Source organism: Sinomonas atrocyanea (assembly GCF_030812675.1).
Classification (GTDB): domain Bacteria; phylum Actinomycetota; class Actinomycetes; order Actinomycetales; family Micrococcaceae; genus Sinomonas; species Sinomonas atrocyanea_B.
On the sequence record NZ_JAUSTE010000003.1, the window covers coordinates 229,064 to 246,802 of the forward strand.

The 17,739-nt window shown below is 69.1% G+C and carries 17 protein-coding genes; 13 read left to right on the forward strand and 4 right to left on the reverse strand.

All coding sequences use genetic code 11. The features are described from left to right. Nucleotides 1–156 precede the first annotated feature (156 nt). Nucleotides 157–1,494 (reverse strand): MFS transporter, encoded by a 1,338-nt coding sequence (locus J2W20_RS06845; RefSeq protein ID WP_307005710.1) that lies wholly within the window; start codon nt 1,492–1,494, stop codon nt 157–159. 191 nt (nt 1,495–1,685) lie between these two features. Between J2W20_RS06845 and J2W20_RS06850 the strand changes: the two genes are divergently transcribed. The 10 genes from J2W20_RS06850 (at nt 1,686) to J2W20_RS06895 (ending at nt 12,781) form a co-directional block, all read left to right on the forward strand. After that, nucleotides 1,686–2,798, forward strand: coding sequence for an alcohol dehydrogenase catalytic domain-containing protein (locus J2W20_RS06850; protein WP_307005711.1), 1,113 nt, complete (start codon nt 1,686–1,688; stop codon nt 2,796–2,798). Between the two features lie 10 nt (nt 2,799–2,808). Beyond that, complete coding sequence (locus tag J2W20_RS06855; protein WP_307005712.1) at nt 2,809–3,417, forward strand: cysteine hydrolase family protein; 609 nt, start codon at nt 2,809–2,811, stop codon at nt 3,415–3,417. A 68-nt stretch (nt 3,418–3,485) separates the two neighbouring features. Next, nucleotides 3,486–4,208, forward strand: coding sequence for a GntR family transcriptional regulator (locus tag J2W20_RS06860; RefSeq protein ID WP_307005713.1), 723 nt, complete (start codon nt 3,486–3,488; stop codon nt 4,206–4,208). A 264-nt stretch (nt 4,209–4,472) separates the two neighbouring features. Beyond that, a complete protein-coding gene (locus J2W20_RS06865) occupies nt 4,473–6,311 on the forward strand; it encodes an FAD-dependent monooxygenase (protein ID WP_307005714.1) in 1,839 nt (612 codons plus the stop codon). Nucleotides 6,312–6,331: 20 nt separating this feature from the next. After that, nucleotides 6,332–7,195, forward strand: a complete 864-nt coding sequence (locus tag J2W20_RS06870) for an alpha/beta fold hydrolase (RefSeq protein WP_307005715.1) — start codon at nt 6,332–6,334, stop codon at nt 7,193–7,195. Nucleotides 7,196–7,223: 28 nt separating this feature from the next. Beyond that, nucleotides 7,224–8,171 carry a 3-carboxyethylcatechol 2,3-dioxygenase gene (locus tag J2W20_RS06875; protein WP_307005716.1) on the forward strand — a complete coding sequence of 316 codons (948 nt, stop codon included), beginning with the start codon at nt 7,224–7,226 and terminating at the stop codon, nt 8,169–8,171. Nucleotides 8,172–8,187: 16 nt separating this feature from the next. Then, complete coding sequence (locus J2W20_RS06880; protein WP_307005717.1) at nt 8,188–8,982, forward strand: 2-keto-4-pentenoate hydratase; 795 nt, start codon at nt 8,188–8,190, stop codon at nt 8,980–8,982. Next, complete coding sequence (locus J2W20_RS06885; protein ID WP_307005718.1) at nt 8,979–9,923, forward strand: acetaldehyde dehydrogenase (acetylating); 945 nt, start codon at nt 8,979–8,981, stop codon at nt 9,921–9,923. Before J2W20_RS06880 ends, J2W20_RS06885 begins: the two co-directional genes overlap by 4 nt. Continuing rightward, entirely contained in the window at nt 9,920–10,954 is a 1,035-nt protein-coding gene (gene dmpG, locus J2W20_RS06890) for a 4-hydroxy-2-oxovalerate aldolase (protein WP_307005719.1), read from the forward strand. The genes J2W20_RS06885 and dmpG overlap by 4 nt, the downstream gene beginning before the upstream one ends. Nucleotides 10,955–11,095: 141 nt before the next feature. Next, nucleotides 11,096–12,781, forward strand: coding sequence for a thiamine pyrophosphate-dependent enzyme (locus J2W20_RS06895; protein ID WP_373457972.1), 1,686 nt, complete (start codon nt 11,096–11,098; stop codon nt 12,779–12,781). An 86-nt stretch (nt 12,782–12,867) separates the two neighbouring features. Here J2W20_RS06895 and J2W20_RS06900 read toward each other — a convergent pair whose 3' ends face one another. The 3 genes from J2W20_RS06900 to J2W20_RS06910 form a co-directional block, all read right to left on the reverse strand. Next, complete coding sequence (locus J2W20_RS06900; RefSeq protein ID WP_307005721.1) at nt 12,868–13,449, reverse strand: recombinase family protein; 582 nt, start codon at nt 13,447–13,449, stop codon at nt 12,868–12,870. Between the two features lie 314 nt (nt 13,450–13,763). Further along, entirely contained in the window at nt 13,764–14,318 is a 555-nt protein-coding gene (locus J2W20_RS06905) for an AAA family ATPase (RefSeq protein WP_307005722.1), read from the reverse strand. Beyond that, entirely contained in the window at nt 14,315–14,962 is a 648-nt protein-coding gene (locus J2W20_RS06910; RefSeq protein WP_307005723.1) for a bifunctional 4-hydroxy-2-oxoglutarate aldolase/2-dehydro-3-deoxy-phosphogluconate aldolase, read from the reverse strand. The genes J2W20_RS06905 and J2W20_RS06910 overlap by 4 nt, the downstream gene beginning before the upstream one ends. Nucleotides 14,963–15,210: 248 nt before the next feature. Between J2W20_RS06910 and J2W20_RS06915 the strand changes: the two genes are divergently transcribed. The 3 genes from J2W20_RS06915 to J2W20_RS06925 are packed head-to-tail and all read left to right on the forward strand — an operon-like array spanning nt 15,211 to nt 17,739. Continuing rightward, a complete protein-coding gene (locus J2W20_RS06915; RefSeq protein ID WP_307005724.1) occupies nt 15,211–16,191 on the forward strand; it encodes a Gfo/Idh/MocA family protein in 981 nt (326 codons plus the stop codon). After that, nucleotides 16,184–17,170 (forward strand): LacI family DNA-binding transcriptional regulator, encoded by a 987-nt coding sequence (locus J2W20_RS06920; protein WP_307005725.1) that lies wholly within the window; start codon nt 16,184–16,186, stop codon nt 17,168–17,170. The genes J2W20_RS06915 and J2W20_RS06920 overlap by 8 nt, the downstream gene beginning before the upstream one ends. Then, a complete protein-coding gene (locus J2W20_RS06925) occupies nt 17,167–17,739 on the forward strand; it encodes a VOC family protein (RefSeq protein ID WP_307005726.1) in 573 nt (190 codons plus the stop codon). The genes J2W20_RS06920 and J2W20_RS06925 overlap by 4 nt, the downstream gene beginning before the upstream one ends.

Genomic DNA, 17,739 nt, shown 5'->3' on the forward strand with positions numbered 1-17,739 from the left:
TGGTGGGTTTCCCGCCCTGTTCGCGGCGGGCGCCTGGTTGGAAGGTCAGGTGTAGTCAGAACGGCATCCGACCATTGAGAGCGGCCCAATGGCCGCGGGGAAGAACATGGGCCCCGAGCAGGATCGCTGCCCGGGGCCCGTGGATGCCGAACCGTCTCAGATGGCTGCAGCCCTGGACGCCTCTTCGGCCTGGGCCTGCTGGCCCACTTCTCGTCGGCCCCAACCGCCCGGCAGGAGTGCCACAGACACCATCGAGATGACGGACACGATCACCATGTAGACCACGATCGAGTCGCTGGTCCCGGTGGAGGCCAGGAGTGCAGTGGCGATCATCGGGGCGAAGGCGGAGCCGGCGATCTGACTGATCGTGTAGCCCACCGATGCCCCGGAGTACCGGACCTCGGGCGAGAAGACGAGCGCGAAGAGCGACCCCGTCACACCGGCGGCCGGGGCCATGGCGACGCCGAATACCAGGACCACGGCGACGAGGAAGTTCAAAACGCTGCCAGTGTTGATCAGCATGAATGCCGGCCAGATCACCGCGCCCATGGCAGTGGCTCCGAGGAAGTACATCGTCTTCCGCCCCCACTTGTCGGAGAGTGCGCCGAAAACGGGGTAGAGGACGACAGCGACGAGTCCGGCGGCGAAGACGCTCAGGAGCACGGCCACCCGGTCGATCTTCACGCTGGCGGTGGCGTAGCTGACCAGGTACGACATCGTGATGTAGGCGAAGACGCCCTGGCTCAGGTACGTTCCGGCGACCAGGAAGATCTCCTTGGGGTGCTTCCGGAACGCGGCGGCGATCGGGACGCGGACGAGGTCCTGCTTCTGCCGGGCGGCCGCGAAGGCGGGACTCTCGGCGATGGTCAGGCGGATGACGAGGCCCACTGCGACCAGCAGCGCGCTGATCAGGAACGGGATGCGCCAGCCCCAGGCGAGGAACTGGTCATTCGGCAGGAGCGCCATGAGGAGGAACGCGACCGTGGCCAGGCTCGTCCCGGCTGGGGCGCCCATCTGCGGGAAGGCGCCGTAGAACCCCTTCTTGCCCCGCGGTGCGTGCTCCACCGCCATCAGAGTGGCACCGCCCCACTCGCCGCCCACCATGAATCCCTGGACGAGGCGGAGGACAGTCAGCAGGATGGGCGCGGCCAGGCCGATCTGGGCGTACCCGGGAAGAAGTCCCATGAGGAACGTCGAAGCGCCCATGCCCACGAGCGAGATCACGAGCATCTTCTTGCGCCCCACACGGTCACCGAAGTGCCCGAAGACGATCCCGCCGAGGGGGCGGGCGAGGAAGCCCACTCCGAAGGTGGCGAATGCCAGCAGCGAGCCGAGCAGCGGCGTTGCCTCGGGGAAGAAGAGCTTTGGGAAGACGAGGGCGGCCGCCGTTCCGTAGATGAAGAAGTCGTAGTACTCGATGGTGGTTCCGATGAGGCTTGCTGCGGCGACGCGCGCCGGCGTTCCCGATCGGCCCGGAGATGTCGTCGTCGACATACTGCTCTCCTTGGTGCGGTGGATGGGTCTCATGCATTGGTCTTCTAGCATGCCAGTAGCAAAAGTAAGACAGGTCACACTCACATGCAAGAGGCAAGAATGCTTGCATGCCAGCATGCTTGTTTGTAGCGTGGATCACAGCCGGTGCAATCGCACCGATGCCTTCTCCCCACTGCTGCAAAGGAGCAGAGATGAGCCTGATGCAGGCTGCGCGCCTCCACGAGGTTGGCAAGCCCTTCCAGATCGACCAGATCGAGAAGCCCGCTCCCGGGCCGAACGACGTGATCGTAGAGGTCAAGGCATGCAACGTCGTGCCGAACCTGCGCAACGTCATCACGACCTACCCGGAGTGGTTCCCATTCCTGCCGCTCCCGAAGCTTCCCGCCATCTACGGGCTCGATGCCGCCGGCGTCGTCTCGGCCGTCGGTTCGCAGGTGCGCAACGTCAAGCCCGGAGACCGGGTGTACGTCAACCCGGGACGCGACTCGGGCGACTCGCACGCCTCCCGGCGCGGGGAGCGGATCAATGACCCGGCCTACACCTTCCAGGGCTACTTCGGCTTCGGCCCGGGCTCCCAGGAGATCTTCGAGGACTACCCCCACGGGGGCTTCTGCGAGTTCATGAAGGCCCCGGCCGACGGCGTCGTGGTCCTCCCTGAGAGCATCTCCTTCGAGGAGGCCTGCCGATTCGGGTATCTGGGAACGTCGTACTCGGCGCTGAAGAAGGCCGGGGCCGGGGCCGGCATGTCAGTGCTGGTGCACGGTGGGACCGGCACGCTCGGCCTCGGCGCGGTGCTCAACGCACTGGGCATGGGTGCGACCAAGGTCTTCGCCGTCGCCCGAGACCGCGAGCTCCTCGAGCGTGTGCGGCAGCTCGATCCGCGCCGGGTGCACACGCTCTCCTACGGCGACGAGCCCGAAGGCGACTGGGTCCGCCGGCACACCGGCGGCCTCGGCGCGGACATCTTCGTCGACGCGATCGGCCCGGGCGCTCCGAAGGAGACCACGCTCTCCGGGATCGAGTCCCTCCGGCGCGGCGGCCGCATGGCCAGCATCGGCGGCATGTCGGAAGAACTGCCGGTCGAGATGTTCCGGCTCATGTGCTTCCAGATCAGCATCATCGGCTCCCTCTGGTTCACCGTGGGGGATGCCCAGGACATGGCCGAGATGGCAGCCGCGGGCACGCTCGACCTCTCCGTCTTCGAGCACGAGGTCTATCCGCTGTCCGAGGTGAACGAGGCCCTGGACGCGGTCGAGAAGCGCAAGGGCGGCTTCACCAATGTCGTCGTCACCCCCGGAAGCTAAGGAGCCGGCCATGGAACTCGATCCCACCACGACCGCTGTCCTCGCAATCCACTGCCAGGGCGACGTCATCAGCGCCGAGGGCGCCTTCGCTCCCTTCTTCTTCGACGAAGTCTGGCGACGCAAGGTGGTCCAGAAGGTCGGCGACCTGCTCGACGCCGCGCGCGCAGCAGGCAGCACGATCGTGTACACCCGGGTGGCCTTCCGCCCCGACTACACCGACCTCGTCCCCAACTCGCCCCTGCTGCAGGGCGTCGTCCAGGGAGGGTCCTTGAAGGAGGGCAGCCCTCTCGCCGAGATCGTGGAGCCCCTCACGCCGCACCCGGACGACGCCGTCGTCACGCATCAGTCCGTCGGAGGCATGACCCCCGAACTGGAGGCGCTCCTCGCGGGGCGCGGCATCAAGACGGTGCTCGTGGCGGGAGTGGCCACGAACGTCAGCGTCGAGAGCACTGCGCGCGCCGCCGTCGACCGGGGCTACCAGGTCTTCATCGTCGAGGACGCCTGCTCCGCGGCCACCGCCGCGGTCCATGAGGCGGCGGTCGAGTCGATGGGGCTGCTCGCCCCGTCGGTGCAGGTCGCCGACGTGGCCCGCGCCTTCGCACCCGCCCACAGCGCGTGACAACTCGGGTGGGGGCCGGCGGCGCTGCTGGTCCCCACCCCTCGCGAAGGAGCTGGAATACTAGCATTATGGCCAACGACCTCTTCTCATCCTCAGCACAGGCGGCCCCTGCCGCCGGCGGCCGGCTGTCCGCCCACGTGTACGCCGCAGTGAAGACCCGTCTGCTCGAGGGTGAGATCCGCGCAGGCGCGCGCCTGTCCGTCGCTGACCTGCGAGGGGAATTCGGGGTCAGCAAGCAGCCCGTGATGGAGGCGCTCCGTCTCCTTGCCGGCGACGGACTCGTCGAGATCCTCCCTCAGATCGGCTGCGTCGTCACCGCATACCCCCAGCAGGAGGTCCACGACTTCTTCCGCATGTTCGCCGGGTTCGAAGGCGCCATCGCGGCGGTCGCGGCCACGCGGAGCACCCCGCAGGCCATCCGTGACCTCGACGCCATCTCGGCTCGGATCGACGAGGTCGCGCAGAACCCGGACGACCTCGTGCGGGCCCGCGGATACCGGGAGCTCAACCGCCAGTTCCACGAGCAGATCCACCGGATGGCCGCTTCACGGATCATCACGACCACCAGCCGGCGCATGTGGGACCTCAGCGACTTCCTCATCAACACCCATGGCGCACCCCATCCCCTGGCCTCCCATATCGACGAGCGGCAGCGGGACCACAACCGCATCCGGGAAGCCCTCGACGCCCAAGACCCGGTCGCAGCGGAGGCCGAGATGGAGCGGCACATCCTCGAGACCACCTCGCTCTTCGAGGAAGCCCCGCAGCGGATGGGGGAGCGCGCCTCGTAGCGCTTCAGCACCTCGACTACGGGAGGCGGCGGCATCCGCCACTCGCAACGGAGCCGGACGCGGTGTCGCACCGGGCGCCGTCCCCGTCCCCGTCCGCGGAAGCTGGCGGCTGTGGGCGCTGCCTGAGCCCGACCCACCGCTCCATTCGACCGGCCCCCTCCTAACTGCTGGAGGGGGCCTCACTCATCCCCGGCCTCTTGTTTACCGGCTAGCATGCTAGTAGTCTTGAAGGCATGCCGCAGATCACACAAGGACGTGAGGGCCATGACATCCAATTTCAATGACATCGTCGGGGCCGCGGACATCCGAGACCGCCACGTGGACGATACCTCTTTCGACACCGACGTCTTCGTCGTCGGCACCGGGCCGATGGGCGCGACGGCGGCTCTGGCTCTGGCCACCTACGGGGTGCGCACGATGATGGTCTCCCAGTGGTCCTGGCTGGCGAACACGCCCCGCGCGCACATCACGAACCAGCGCGCGGTCGAGGTGCTGCGGGACCTGGGCCTCGAGGAGGAGGCGAAGCTCTATGCGGTGCCGTGGGAGAAGATGGGGGACACCCTCTTCACCACCTCGCTGGCCGGTCCCGAGGTCGCGCGCCTGCAGACGTGGGGAACCGGCGACCTGCGCTCCGGGGACTACGTCAAGGGCAGCCCCTGCACGATGCTGGACATCCCGCAGACCTACATGGAGCCGCTCCTGGTGAAGAACGCGGCCGAGCGCGGCGCGAAGGTCGCCTTCTCCACCAAGTACCTCGGGCACCAGCAGGACGAGGAAGGGGTCACGGTCCGCCTGCTCAACCGGACCTCCGGCCAGGAGTACAGCGTCCGCGCCCGCTATCTCATCGGCGCGGACGGGGCCAAGAGCCAGGTCGCGGAGGAGCTCGGCCTGGAGTTCGTCGGCCACACGGCCAGGGCCGGGACAGCCTATGTCCGCTTCCGGGCCGACCTCTCCCAGTACGTCCAGCACCGCCCCAGCATCCTGCACTGGATCATGAACCCGGCTGCGGACTTCGGCGAAATCGGCATGGGGCTGCTGCGGTGCATCCGGCCCTGGAACGAGTGGATTGCCGGCTGGGGCTTCGACAAGGACGCGGGCGAACCCGACCTCTCCCACGAGAAGGTCCTCTCCCAGATCCGCACCCTCGTCGGAGACCCGACGCTCGAGCCCGAGATCGAGGGCACCTCGGTCTGGTACGTCAACCAGCAGCACGCCCTGACCATGTCCAAGGGCCGGGTCTTCTGCGGCGGCGATGCGACCCACCGGCATCCGCCGAGCAGCGGCCTCGGGTCCAACACCTGCATGCAGGACGCCTTCAACCTTGCCTGGAAGCTCGCCTACGTCATCAAGGGCCACGCCGGCCCCGAGCTGCTCGAGAGCTACTCCGCCGAACGCGCCCCCGTCGGTGCGCAGATCGTCGCGCGCGCCAACCAGTCGCGCCTGGACTATGCCCCGCTGAGGGAGTGCTTCGTCACCGACGCCGGGAACGGCACCCGCACCGTCGAGGCGGGCCTCGCCCGCCTCCGGGCCGCCACCCCGGAGGGAGCGCAGCTGCGCGCCAAGATGGCCGAGGCCCTGGAGCTGAAGGACCACGAGTTCAACGCGCAGGGAGTCGAGCTCAACCAGCGCTACGCCAGCACCGCCGTCGTGCCGGACACCAAGGCCGGGGAGGAGGTCTTCGAACGGGACGCCGAGCTCTACCTCCAGGCGACCACACGCCCCGGGGCGAAGCTGCCCCACGCCTGGCTGGTGGACCGATCGGGCCGGCGCACCTCCACTCTGGACGTGACCGGGCACGGCCGGGTCACGCTCGTCACCGGGCTGTCGGGGAAGGCGTGGAAGGAGGCCGCCTCAAGGCTCGGTCTCGCGTTCCTGCGGACCGTCGTCGTCGGCGAGCCCGGCTACGAGGACCCCTACGCCTACTGGGCCCGCATCCGCGAGGTCGATGAGGCCGGAGCCATCCTGGTCCGCCCGGACGGGTATGTCGCCTGGCGGCAGAGCGAGGCCGTCTGGGACCCGGACGAGGCCGAAGCCCAGTTGCGCGAGGCGCTCGGCCACGTCCTCTCGGCCCCCGTGGCCGACCGCGTCCTCTCCGCCCACTAGCCACAGACAAGGAAATCCACATGCCAACCGTCGAAATCCCCGCCTACACCACCGACGCCTTCTTCGGGCTCGAGGACAAGTGGCTCGAGACCGCACCGGGCGAGCTGACCCACTACCACGAGCTCGGCGAGGGGACGCCCATCCTCTTCCTCCACGGCTCCGGCACCGGCGTCACCGCCGCCGCGAACTGGTGGCTCAACCTCCCGCAGATCTCCGAGCTGGGACGGTGCATCGCCATCGACTCCATCGGCTACGGCCAGACCGTCGACGCCGAGGGCACCGAGTACGGGATCAAGGCCTGGGTCGAGCACGCCGTGCGCGTGCTGGACGCCCTCGGCATCGAGAAGACCTGGATCGTGGGCAACTCCCTCGGAGGCTGGGTCGCGTTCCAGTTCGCGATCGAGCACCCCGACCGCCTCCTGGGCGTCGTGTCGATGGGCACCGGTGGGGCGAAGAAGACTGCGGCCCTTGCCGGCCACTCCAACCCCGAGCTGAGCGAGGCGGGCGTGCGGCGCACCCTCGAGCAGTTCGTTGTGGACAAGTCGCTCGTGACCGACGAGCTCGTCTCGCTCCGCTACGCCTCGGCCCTGAACGACACCGCCTCCGACCGCCTCGTCCGCGTGGTGGAGGCGCGCGACCGCGACCGCTTCGAGCTCCCCCTCGACTTCGACGCCCTCGCGCGGCTCGAGGTGCCCGTGCTCCTGATCCACGGGGTGCAGGACGTGGTCATCCCCGTCTCCCGCACTTGGGACCTTCTCAACGTGATCCCCCACGCGGACGCCCACATCTTCAGCCAGTGCGGCCACTGGTCGCAGGTGGAGCGCTCCGACGAGTTCAACACGGTCATCAAGCAGTACCTGGGCGCCCGCGGCCTCGGTCGCTGAGCCCCGAGATAGAAAGCAGGAGGAAGCCATGACCCAGGCACTCGTGTGCATGTCCCACAGCCCGCTGCTGGAGCACGCCAACCCGCCCGCGGAAGCCAAGGCCGCCGTCGAGGCCGCCTTCGACCAGGCGCGCCAGTTCGTGGCCGACTTCGACCCCGACCTCGTGGTCAACTTCGGCCCCGACCACTACAACGGATTCTTCTACGACCTCATGCCCCCGTTCTGCATCGGCTACGAGGCCTACGGCACCGGGGACTACAACTCCTTCGAGGGCAAGCTCGATGTCCCCACCGAGCTCGCCGGAGAGCTGGCGCAGTTCGTGATCGACCGCGACATCGACACGGCGATCTCGCGGCGGATGGAAGTCGACCACGGCGCAGTCCAGCCCATGGAGATCCTCTACAACGGAGATGCCGCAGCCAAGCCCGTCATCCCCGTCTTCGTCAACTCCGTCGCCCCGCCCTTCTCGAAGGTCCAGCGCATCCGCAAGTTCGGGCAGGCCATCGGCGAGTTCTTCAAGGACTCGGACAAGAGGGTGCTCTTCATCGGCTCCGGCGGCCTCTCCCACGACCCGCCCGTGCCGCAGATCGCGACCGCCACCCCCGAGCAGCGGGAGTTCCTCACCGTCGGCCGCCACCCCACCCCCCAGGCAAGGGCAGTCCGCGAGGCGCGCACGATCGCCACCGCCGAGGCCTTCGCCCGGGGCGAGGCAGAGATCATGGACCTCAACCCCGACTGGGACCGGGCCTTCCTCGAGGTCTGCAAGTCCGGCAGAGTCGAGGACTTCGACGCCTACCAGGCCGAGGAGATGAACCGCGTCGCAGGGCATTCCTCCCATGAGGTGCGCACCTGGGTGGCCGCCTACTCCGCGCTCCGCTCCTGCGGAGAATACGAGGTCACCTACGAGTTCTACCGGCCGATCAAGGAATACATCGCCGGCTTCGGCGTGACCACAGCCGTCCTCAAGCAGCCCTGACCCACGAGGAAGACGAATGACACAGACAGCCAGCCTCGCCGTCGCCGAGGCCGACGAGCGTCTCTACCAGGCCCTCCTCAGCGGCGCCCCGTGCCCGCCCGTGCGCGACCTGCTCGGCAGCGACCTCGACGCCGCCTACCAGGTCCAGGAGCTCGGCATCCAACGCCGGGTCGCCGCCGGAGCATCACGGGCAGGCCGCAAGGTCGGCCTGACCTCGGCCGCCGTCCAGAAGCAGCTCGGCGTGGACCAGCCCGACTTCGGGGTCCTCCTGGACGAGATGCTCGTCTCCGGCGAGGGCCCGGTCGACGGGACCGCCCTCATCGCGCCGAAGGTCGAGGCCGAGATCGCATTCGTGCTCGCCGCCGACATCGACGACCCGTCCCCCGACCAGGTGCGCCGTGCCGTCGACTACGCCGTCCCGGCCCTGGAGATCGTCGACAGCCGGATCCGGGACTGGGACATCAGCATCGTCGACACCGTGGCCGACAACGCCTCCAGCGGCCTCTACGTCCTCGGAGAGAACAGGGCAACCCTGCAGGAATTCACCCCCGCAGAGGTGGACATGTCCCTCACGAGCAACGGTGAAACCGTGTCGCGCGGAACGGGGGCCGCGTGCCTCGGCGATCCCGTGGCCGCCCTGATCTGGGTCGCGCAGACCGCTGCCCGGCTCGGGCGTCCCCTGCGCGCGGGCGAAGTCGTCCTCTCGGGGGCACTGGGACCGATGGTCCCCTTCCTCCCCGGCCAGACCATCGAAGCAACCATCACCGGCCTCGGGACCGTCCGGGCCGCACTGAACCAGGAGAAGCCATGACCGCAAAGGTCGCGATCATCGGATCCGGGAACATCGGAACCGACCTCATGTTCAAGGTCAAGAGGCTCTCGGAGCACCTCGAGATGGCCGCCCTCGTGGGCATCGACCCCAACTCGGACGGGCTTGCACGCGCCCGCCGCATCGGCGTCGCCACCACCTCGGACGGCGTCGAAGGCCTGATCGCCATGCCCGAGTTCGACGGGATCGAGATCGTCTTCGACGCGACCTCCGCCGGCGCCCACGTCCACAACGCCAAGGCCCTCGCCCCCTACAACAAGCGCCTCATCGACCTCACCCCGGCCGCAGTCGGGCCGTTCGTGATCCCGCCCGTGAACCTCGAGGCGCACCTCGACGCTCCCGACGTGAACATGGTCACCTGCGGCGGCCAGGCGACCATCCCCATGGTCGCGGCCGTGGGCGGGGCCGCCCCCGTCCACTACGCCGAGATCGTCGCCTCCATCGCCTCGAAGTCGGCCGGCCCCGGCACCCGGGCGAACATCGACGAGTTCACCGAGACCACCTCCGAGGCCATCGTCGAGGTAGGCGGCGCCGCCGCCGGCAAGGCCATCATCGTCCTCAACCCCGCAGAGCCGCCCGTCATCATGCGCGACACCGTGCTGTGCCTCGTGGACCGCCTCGACGAGGCCGGGCGCGCTGCCGTCGAGCAGTCCGTGGCCCAGATGGCCGCCAGTGTCGCCGAGTACGTCCCCGGCTACCGCCTCAAGCAGGGCGTCCAGTTCCAGGACGAGGGGCCCGAGGTCGACCCCCTCGTCCCGGCCGAGCGGCGAAGCGGGAGCTACACCCGGGTGACAGTCTTCCTCGAGGTCGAGGGAGCCGCCCACTACCTGCCCTCCTACGCCGGCAACCTGGACATCATGACCTCCGCGGCACTGCGCGTCGCCGAGAAACTCGTCACCACACGAGAGGAAGCAACCCGATGACCACCGAGACGAACGACTCGCCCGTGCGCGTCTTCCTCCAGGACGTGACCCTGCGCGACGGCATGCACGCCGTGCGCCACCAGCTCTCCGTCGAGAACGTCCGCAAGATCGCCGCAGCGCTCGACGCCGCCGGAGTGGACGCCATCGAGGTCTCCCACGGGGACGGGCTCGCCGGCAGCAGCCTGACCTACGGCCCGGGCAGCAGCACCGACTGGGAATGGATTGAGGCCGCCGCAGAATCCGTGCAGAACGCGCGCCTGACGACCCTCATCCTGCCGGGCATCGGCACAGTCAAGGAGCTCCGCCGCGCCTACGACCTCGGAGTCCGCTCGGTCCGGGTGGCCACCCATTGCACCGAGGCCGACGTCTCCGCCCAGCACATCTCCACAGCCCGTGAGATGGGCATGGACGTCTCCGGCTTCCTGATGATGTCCCACATGGCCCCCGCCGAGGAGCTGGTCAAGCAGGCCCTCCTCATGGAGTCCTACGGGGCCAACTGCGTCTACGTCACCGACTCGGGCGGCGGGCTGACCATGGACGGGGTCCGGGCCCGCGTGCGCGCCTATCGGGACGCCCTCCGGCTGGAGACCGAGATTGGCATCCACGCGCACCAGAACCTCTCCCTCGCCGTCGCGAACTCGGTGGTGGCCGTCGAGGAAGGCGCCTACCGTGTCGACGCCTCCCTCGCCGGGCACGGGGCAGGAGCGGGGAACACGCCCATCGAGCCGTTCGTCGCCGTCGCCACCCTCCAGGGCTGGCAGCACCACGCCGACCTGTTCGCACTCCAGGACGCCGCCGACGACCTCGTCCGCCCCCTCCACGACCGCCCCGTCCAGGTCGACCGGCAGACGCTCACCCTCGGCTACGCCGGCGTCTACTCCTCCTTCCTGCGCCACGCAGAGAAGGCCGCGGCGACCTACGGCCTTGACGCCCGGGACATCCTCGTCGAGGTCGGCCGCCGCAGCCTCATCGGCGGCCAGGAAGACATGATCGCCGACGTCGCCCTCGACCTACTCCGGTCGAAGGCCTAAGAACCGCGGCCCCGCCCGCAGTCGCTCTCCCCGTGCGCGGCTGCGGGCGCGGTCGCCCTAGCCCAGCCACCGCCAGGACCACAGTCGGAGACCAGGAAAGCAATGACGCTCCCAACGGAAACACTCCCCGCCGAAACCGCGATCACGCTTGTACCGGCATCCGGGCCCGTAGGCGAAGAGGGGGCCGTCCTGCCCGCGCGCAAGTCCGCTGGGCACGTGATCGTCGACTCCCTCGCAGCCCACGGCGTCAAGCGCACGTACGTCGTCCCGGGCGAGTCGTTCCTGGACGTGCTCGACGGGCTGCACGGAGCCGACATCGAGACGATCGTCTGCCGCCACGAGGGCGGCGCGGCGTATATGGCCGAGGCGGACGGGAAGATGAACCAGCTCCCCGGCGTGGCCATGGTCACCCGCGGGCCCGGCGCCGCGAACGCCCACGTGGGCCTGCACACCGCCTGGCAGGACTCGACCCCGATGGTCCTGTTCGTGGGCCTGATCCCGTTCGCCCACCGCGACCGCGAGGCGTTCCAGGAGTTCGACATCAAGTCCTGGTTCGACACCGGCGCCAAGCGCGTCATGGTCCTCGACCACCCCGAGCGCGCCTCCGAGATCGTCGCCGAGGCCATGTTCGCCGCGATGAGCGGCCGCCCCGGCCCCGTCGTCGTGGGCCTGCCCGAGGACATCATCCAGCAGGAGGTCGACGCGACGATCCACCCGGTCATCCCGGTGGCCGAGGGCGGCATGACCGTCACCGACTGGAAGGCCCTCAAGGCCGCCCTGTCCCAGGCGGAGAAGCCGCTCTTCGTGGTCGGCGGCAACGACTGGACCCAGGACGGCGCCACCGCCCTGACCAACTGGCTCGAGGACCACAGCATCCCCGCCGCCGCGGAATGGCGCTGCGAGGGCACCATCCCGTTCGACTCCCCCTCCTACGTCGGCCCCATCGGCTACGGCCGCCCCAAGCCGACCTACAACCTCCTCGAGGAGACGGACCTCCTCGTCTTCGTCGGCACCGTACCCGGGGACGTCATCACCGACGGCTTCCTCGTGCGCCAGGACTGGGCGAAGAAGAACTTCCTCGTCACCATCGACCCGTCGCTGCGCGGGCGCTCGGGCCCGGTCTCCTACCAGATCGTGGCCAAGCCCGACTCGTTCGTGCGCGACCTCGTCCTGATGAACCTGCCCGCCCGCGAGCAGTGGAAGGCCTGGACCGAGCGCATGCGCGGCGAGCAGGAGAAGTTCGCCGCCCTCCCGCCGGCCACGCCGACGGACGGGCCCGCGCGCATGGACACGCTCATGGCCCACCTCGTCCGTTCGCTGCCCGAGGACGCCATGGTCACCCTCGGCGCCGGCGAGCACACCAACTGGGCCCACCGCTACTTCCCCACCCAGCGCTACGCGTCCATGATCAGCGCCCGCAACGGCTCCATGGGCTACTCCGTGCCCTCGGCCATCGCCGCCTCGCTCGCGAACCCCGGCCGCCGCGTGGTCACCATCGCCGGGGACGGCGAGTTCCTCATGAACGGCCAGGAGCTCGCCACCGCCGCCCAGTACGGCGCGACCCCGCTCGTGGTCGTCATGGACAACCAGGAGTACGGCACCATCCGCTCCCACCAGGAGCGCCACTACCCCCACCGCGTCTCCGGCACCCAGCTGAAGAACCCGGACTTCGCCCTCATGGCCCAGGCCTTCGGCGGCTACGGCGTCCGCGTCGAGAAGGACGCCGACGTCCCGGCCGCCCTCGAGAACGCCCTGCGCGCCATCGACGAGGAGGGCACCTTCGCCCTCATCCACCTCATCGTCGAGCAGCGCGTCAAGGCCTACTGAACGGGATGCCCATCGCTCCTCCTGGCGCGAGCCCCGCAGCCGCCTGCCCGGGAATCCGCTCCAAGCGGACCTGCGTCACCGTGGCCTCAGCCGTGCTCGAGGCTCAGGTAGCGGTAGACAGTTGCCCGGCCGACGCCGATGACCCGTCCGATGTCGGCCGGCTTGAGGCCTTGGGCCTTCAGCTCCCTTGCCCGTTTCACCCTCGGGTCATCGAGTGTGACTTCGCGGCGGCCGGCTCGGCGGCCGTTGGCCGCGGCGGCTGCCATGCCGGCTCTGGTGCGTTCGGAGAGCTGGTCGCGTTCGAGCTGGGCGAAGGCGGAGATGATGGTGATCATGGCCTGGGCCATGGCGCCTCCGAGCTCGGTGTCGGGGTCGGTGGTGATGCCGTCGCGCAGGGAGCGGAACTTGATGCCCTTGGCCTTGAAGGTGTCGAGGAGCTCGAGCAGGTTGCGGGTGTTGCGCCCGAGCCGGTCCAGCTTCCACACGACGACCTCGTCGCCGCGGCTGAGGCGGTCGAGCATCCTGTCCAGCTCGGGGCGGCTGGCCCTGGTGCCGCTGACTCCGTGGTCGCGGTAGATCCGCTCACACCCCGCGGCCTCTAGATCCCTGATCTGCAGGGCGGTGTCCTGCTCCGCAGAACTCACCCGCGCATAGCCAAGTCGCGCCATCCCGTCCCCGCCGTCCAGTCAAAGGCCAAATCTCATTGATGTTGAGAATACTGGAGTGAGACACATTGCTTGGACAACCAAGCCCCACACACTCCGTTGAATTTTCAAGGAAGTTCTGTCCGTGCCGGGGAGGAGGTTCTGTCCGGCATGGACGTCTCGTTAAAGGAATCTTTGGTGCGCTGCCCTATGTGGTCATCCGCACTCAGAAGCATCGAGTTGAGTCTGTGTCCACGGCGAGGACGCCCCCCCGAGCGGTGGACGCGTGGGTTGCTTCGAACTGCTGTTCACTGGTCTGAGAGAGCGGCGTCGAATCGTCAGGGCATCGGCCGGTGGTCCGCCAATGTGTCGTTGTCGAATTCAGTCAGGCGGACGCCGGTCCAGGTGCATTCCTGGCCACCGTGCTTCGTCCAGTATTCGTGCCAGTGGGCGAGCTTCCAGCGGTCCCGCTCGAGGCCGCGTTCCCGCAGGCGCTGCTGGAGTGTGGTGGGGGAGACGCGGACGCGGATCACCTCGACGTCGACCGGGGGCAATTGGAAGCGATTCCGGGCGGCGGTGATGAAGTCGGGGTCGGAGAGGTATGGGCTGAACGGGGCGTCGATGACCACGGGGCGGCCGAGGCGGAGGTTGGCTCCGGCGACGTCCAGGAGTGAGTCGTATTCGAGGGGCAGGATGTGCTCGAGGTAGAACTCGTTGGACTCGCGGTCTCCGGGATCGTAGCCGGCGGCAGCGAGGGCGGCCTCGACGAAGCGGGCGCTCATCGCATCTTTGTCGAGGTAGGCCGCGGCGTGCTCGCGGGCGAGGTGCTGGGCTACGGTCGACTTGCCGGAGCCGGCGGTGCCGATGATGATGCGCAGGGTCGGCTCGGTCATCGGCGCGCTTCCTCCACGGCTGCGAGGAACTCCTTGGCGGCGGCGGTGACCCTGGTGAAGTCGCCGTCGGGCTGCCATGCCTTGGTTACGGCGCTGCCGACCCCGACGCCGGAGACGCCGGCGGCGAACCATTCGGCGACGTTCTCGGTCGTCACGCCGCCGGCGGGCATGATCGGCAGGTGCGCCAGGGGTGCGAGCACGGCCTTGGCGTAGGGGATGCCCGCGCCTTCGGTCGGGAAGAGCTTGAGGATGTCCGCGCCGGCCTCGGCCGACTCGAGCAGCTCTGTCGGGGTGGACGCGCCGCTGATGGTGGGCACCTGGTAGCGGTTCGCCACGCGGATCATCTCGGGGTTGAGCTGCGGGCTGACCAGGAAGGCCGCCCCGGCGCGGATGCACTCGTATGCGGCGTGGCCGTCCAGGACCGTCCCTGCGCCGACCGCGACGCCTTCGGGGGCGTACTGGCCGGCCAGGCGGCGGACGAGGTCCACCGCGCCTGGGATGGACAGGGTGATCTCGAGTGCTCGGAACCCGCCGTCGATCGCGGCGTGCGCGACGCGTTCGGCGGTGTCGGCATCGGGTAGACGGACGATGAGGACCGCCCCGGAGTCATCGATCGTGCGCAGTGTCCGAAGCTTGGTGAACATCTGGGTTCCTCCCGTGGAAATGATCCGTTGACAAGACTCTCTCACCGTCCCTATGGTGAATGCAACCGATCTCAGCAACCGATCTCATTGAGGAGATTCCCGATGGTGCACTTCGAACCGCGAGCCGATGGCGCCGTCTGGTTCTCCCTGCGGGACGCTGCCGGGGCCGATCTCGGTACGGGCCGGGAGAGCGCTTCGACCCCAGGCCACCGCTCGCCCGGCGGCCAAGCCGGACTCGGGGTGTCCTCGTGAACCGGGCACGCACCGTCGTCTTCGGGGCCTCGCACTGGCACGTCCCGCTCTGTGCTCCGGCGATGGCCGAGGTGCACGATGTCGTCGGGCTCTCCGACGAGGACCCGGGACGCGTGCGGGAACTGGCCGAACTGTGGGGCGCCCCGGTCGAGGCCGACTGGCGCCGCCTGCTAGAGCTGGAGGATGTGGAGCTCGCCTACGTCTTCAGCCCGCATGACCGCATGCCTGAGATCTGCCGGGCGCTGATCGGCAGGGGCGTTCCCTTCGTCGTGGAGAAGCCGATCGGCACCTCACTGGGGCAGCTGGAGGACGTCCGGCGCGCCGCCGAGGAGGCCGGGGTCCCGGCCACCGTTCCGCTGGTGCAGCGCGGCGGCCCGGTGGACAGCTGGCTGGCGAAGGCCGGCCGGCCGGTGTACGAGAGGCTCTCGTTCATCGCCGGCCCCCCTGAGCGCTACGAGCGCAACGGCAACCCATGGATGCTCGACCCGGAGCGGGCCGGCGGCGGCTGCCTGGCCAACCTGGGCCCACACTTCGCCGACCTGTTCCTGCGCGGCAGCGGCAACACGGGCGCCGAGGTCACCGCGCGGCTGTCCTCTGCCCTTCACGCCGGGGCCGTCGAGGACCACGCAACCCTGGTCCTGACCGCCCCGGACGGCCGGGAGGCGATCGTCGAAGTGGGGTATGCGTTCCCGCACTCGGAGCTGCAGCGCTACTGCAGCTACTCGTCCGCGGGCGAGGCCGGATTCGCCTCGATCGACACGGACGGGTCGGCCGTGTTCACCGGGCTCGACGGGCGCACCGAGAGAGCCGTCATCAACGTCGACAGCGACCCTCTCTACGATCCGTTCGTGCGGCAGGTTGCGCGCACCCTAGGCGAGGGCTTCCGCGGAATGCCGACGCTGGGCGAGCTGGAGGACGCGATGCGGATCATCTGGCACGCCTACGAGGTCCAACGAGAAGGAGTACACCGTGGCTGATCTCAGCATCGACGTCGTCGCCAGGGAAGCGGGCGTGCACCGTTCCACGGTCTCGCGCGCCTTCTCCCGCCCGGAAGCGGTCAAGGCGGAGACGCGCGAGCACATCCTGCGCGTTGCGGAGAAGCTCGGGTACACGATGAGCCCGCTGGCCCAGGCCCTGCGGCGCAAGACGAGCACCCTCGTGCCGCTGATCGTGCCTGACATCACCAACCCCTTCTTCGCCGAGCTCGCCAAGACGATGACCGAGGCGGCGGGGGAGCGCGGCTACCAGCTGATGCTGTGCGTCACCAACGGCGACGACGTGCAGACTGCCGGGTACCTGACGGCGATGCAGTCGCTGTACGCGCCGTTCGGCATCATCGCCCCCTCGACGCGGGTGGACATCGACGCGCTGATGCAGTTCGACTTCGGGCAGCGGCTGGTCGTGATCGACCGCGTGGACCAGAACGCCGGCGTCCCGACCGTCACGGTCGACAGCCGCCGCGGCATCAAGCTCGCCTTCGAGCACCTGCGCTCCCTCGGCCACCGCCGGATCGGCTACGTCTCGGGCATCGCAGGAACGCACACCGCCCAGGACCGCATGGACGCCTACCGCGACCTGGCCGAGGGCGAGCCGATCGTCCTGGACAGCGGCGCCGACACCGAGGCGGGCGGGCGTGCCGCCGCGCACTTCGCCGCGATGGCCGACCGGCCCACGGCGATCATCGCAGCCAACGACATGGTCGCCTTCGGGGTCATCTCCGCCCTCGCCTCCCAGGGCTTCCGCGTCCCCGAGGACGTCTCGGTGGTCGGCTTCGACGGGCTCGCCCTGGGAGCCCGCTTCAACCCGGCCCTGACCACGGTCCGCCAGCCGATCGCCGACATGGGCAGCATCGCGATCGAACTCGCCGAGAAGAAGGCAGCGGACGGATCGGCCGGGCATATCGTCCTGGAGCCGGAGCTGCTGGTGCGGGCCTCCACCGCAGGGCCACGGCCATGAGCGCCCCCACGCATGGGAAGCTGGCCCGCGTCCCCGGCCTCCGGCACGCCGACCACGTCGCCTTCACCGTGCCCGATCTCGACGAGGCGGTCCGGTTCTTCGTAGAGGCCTTGGGCGCCGAGGAGCTCTACCGCTCCACCCGGGGACCCGACGCGGACTTCATGCCCGAGAACTTCGCCGTGCCGCAGGACGCGCGCCTGACGCTGGCAATGCTGCGCATGCCTCCGAACCTGAACGTGGAGCTGTTCGAGTGGGACACCTCGGACCGCCGCACCGAGCACCCCCGCCACAGCGACGCCGGCGGCCACCACCTGTGCTTCGTTGTGGACGACGTCGACGAGGCCCTCGCAGCGCTCCGCAGCATCCCCGGCGTGCGGGTGCTCGGCGACCGCAAGGAGGTCGCCGGCGACAGCCCCAGGGTCGCGGGCAACCGATGGGCCTACTTCCTCACCCCCTGGGGGCTGCTGATGGAGATCGTCGACCGCTCCAGGGTGGCCGACCCGCCGCCCCTGGTCGGCCCCGCAGACTGGCTCGCCGCAGCCCCCCAGAACCCCAGAAAGGACCAGTGA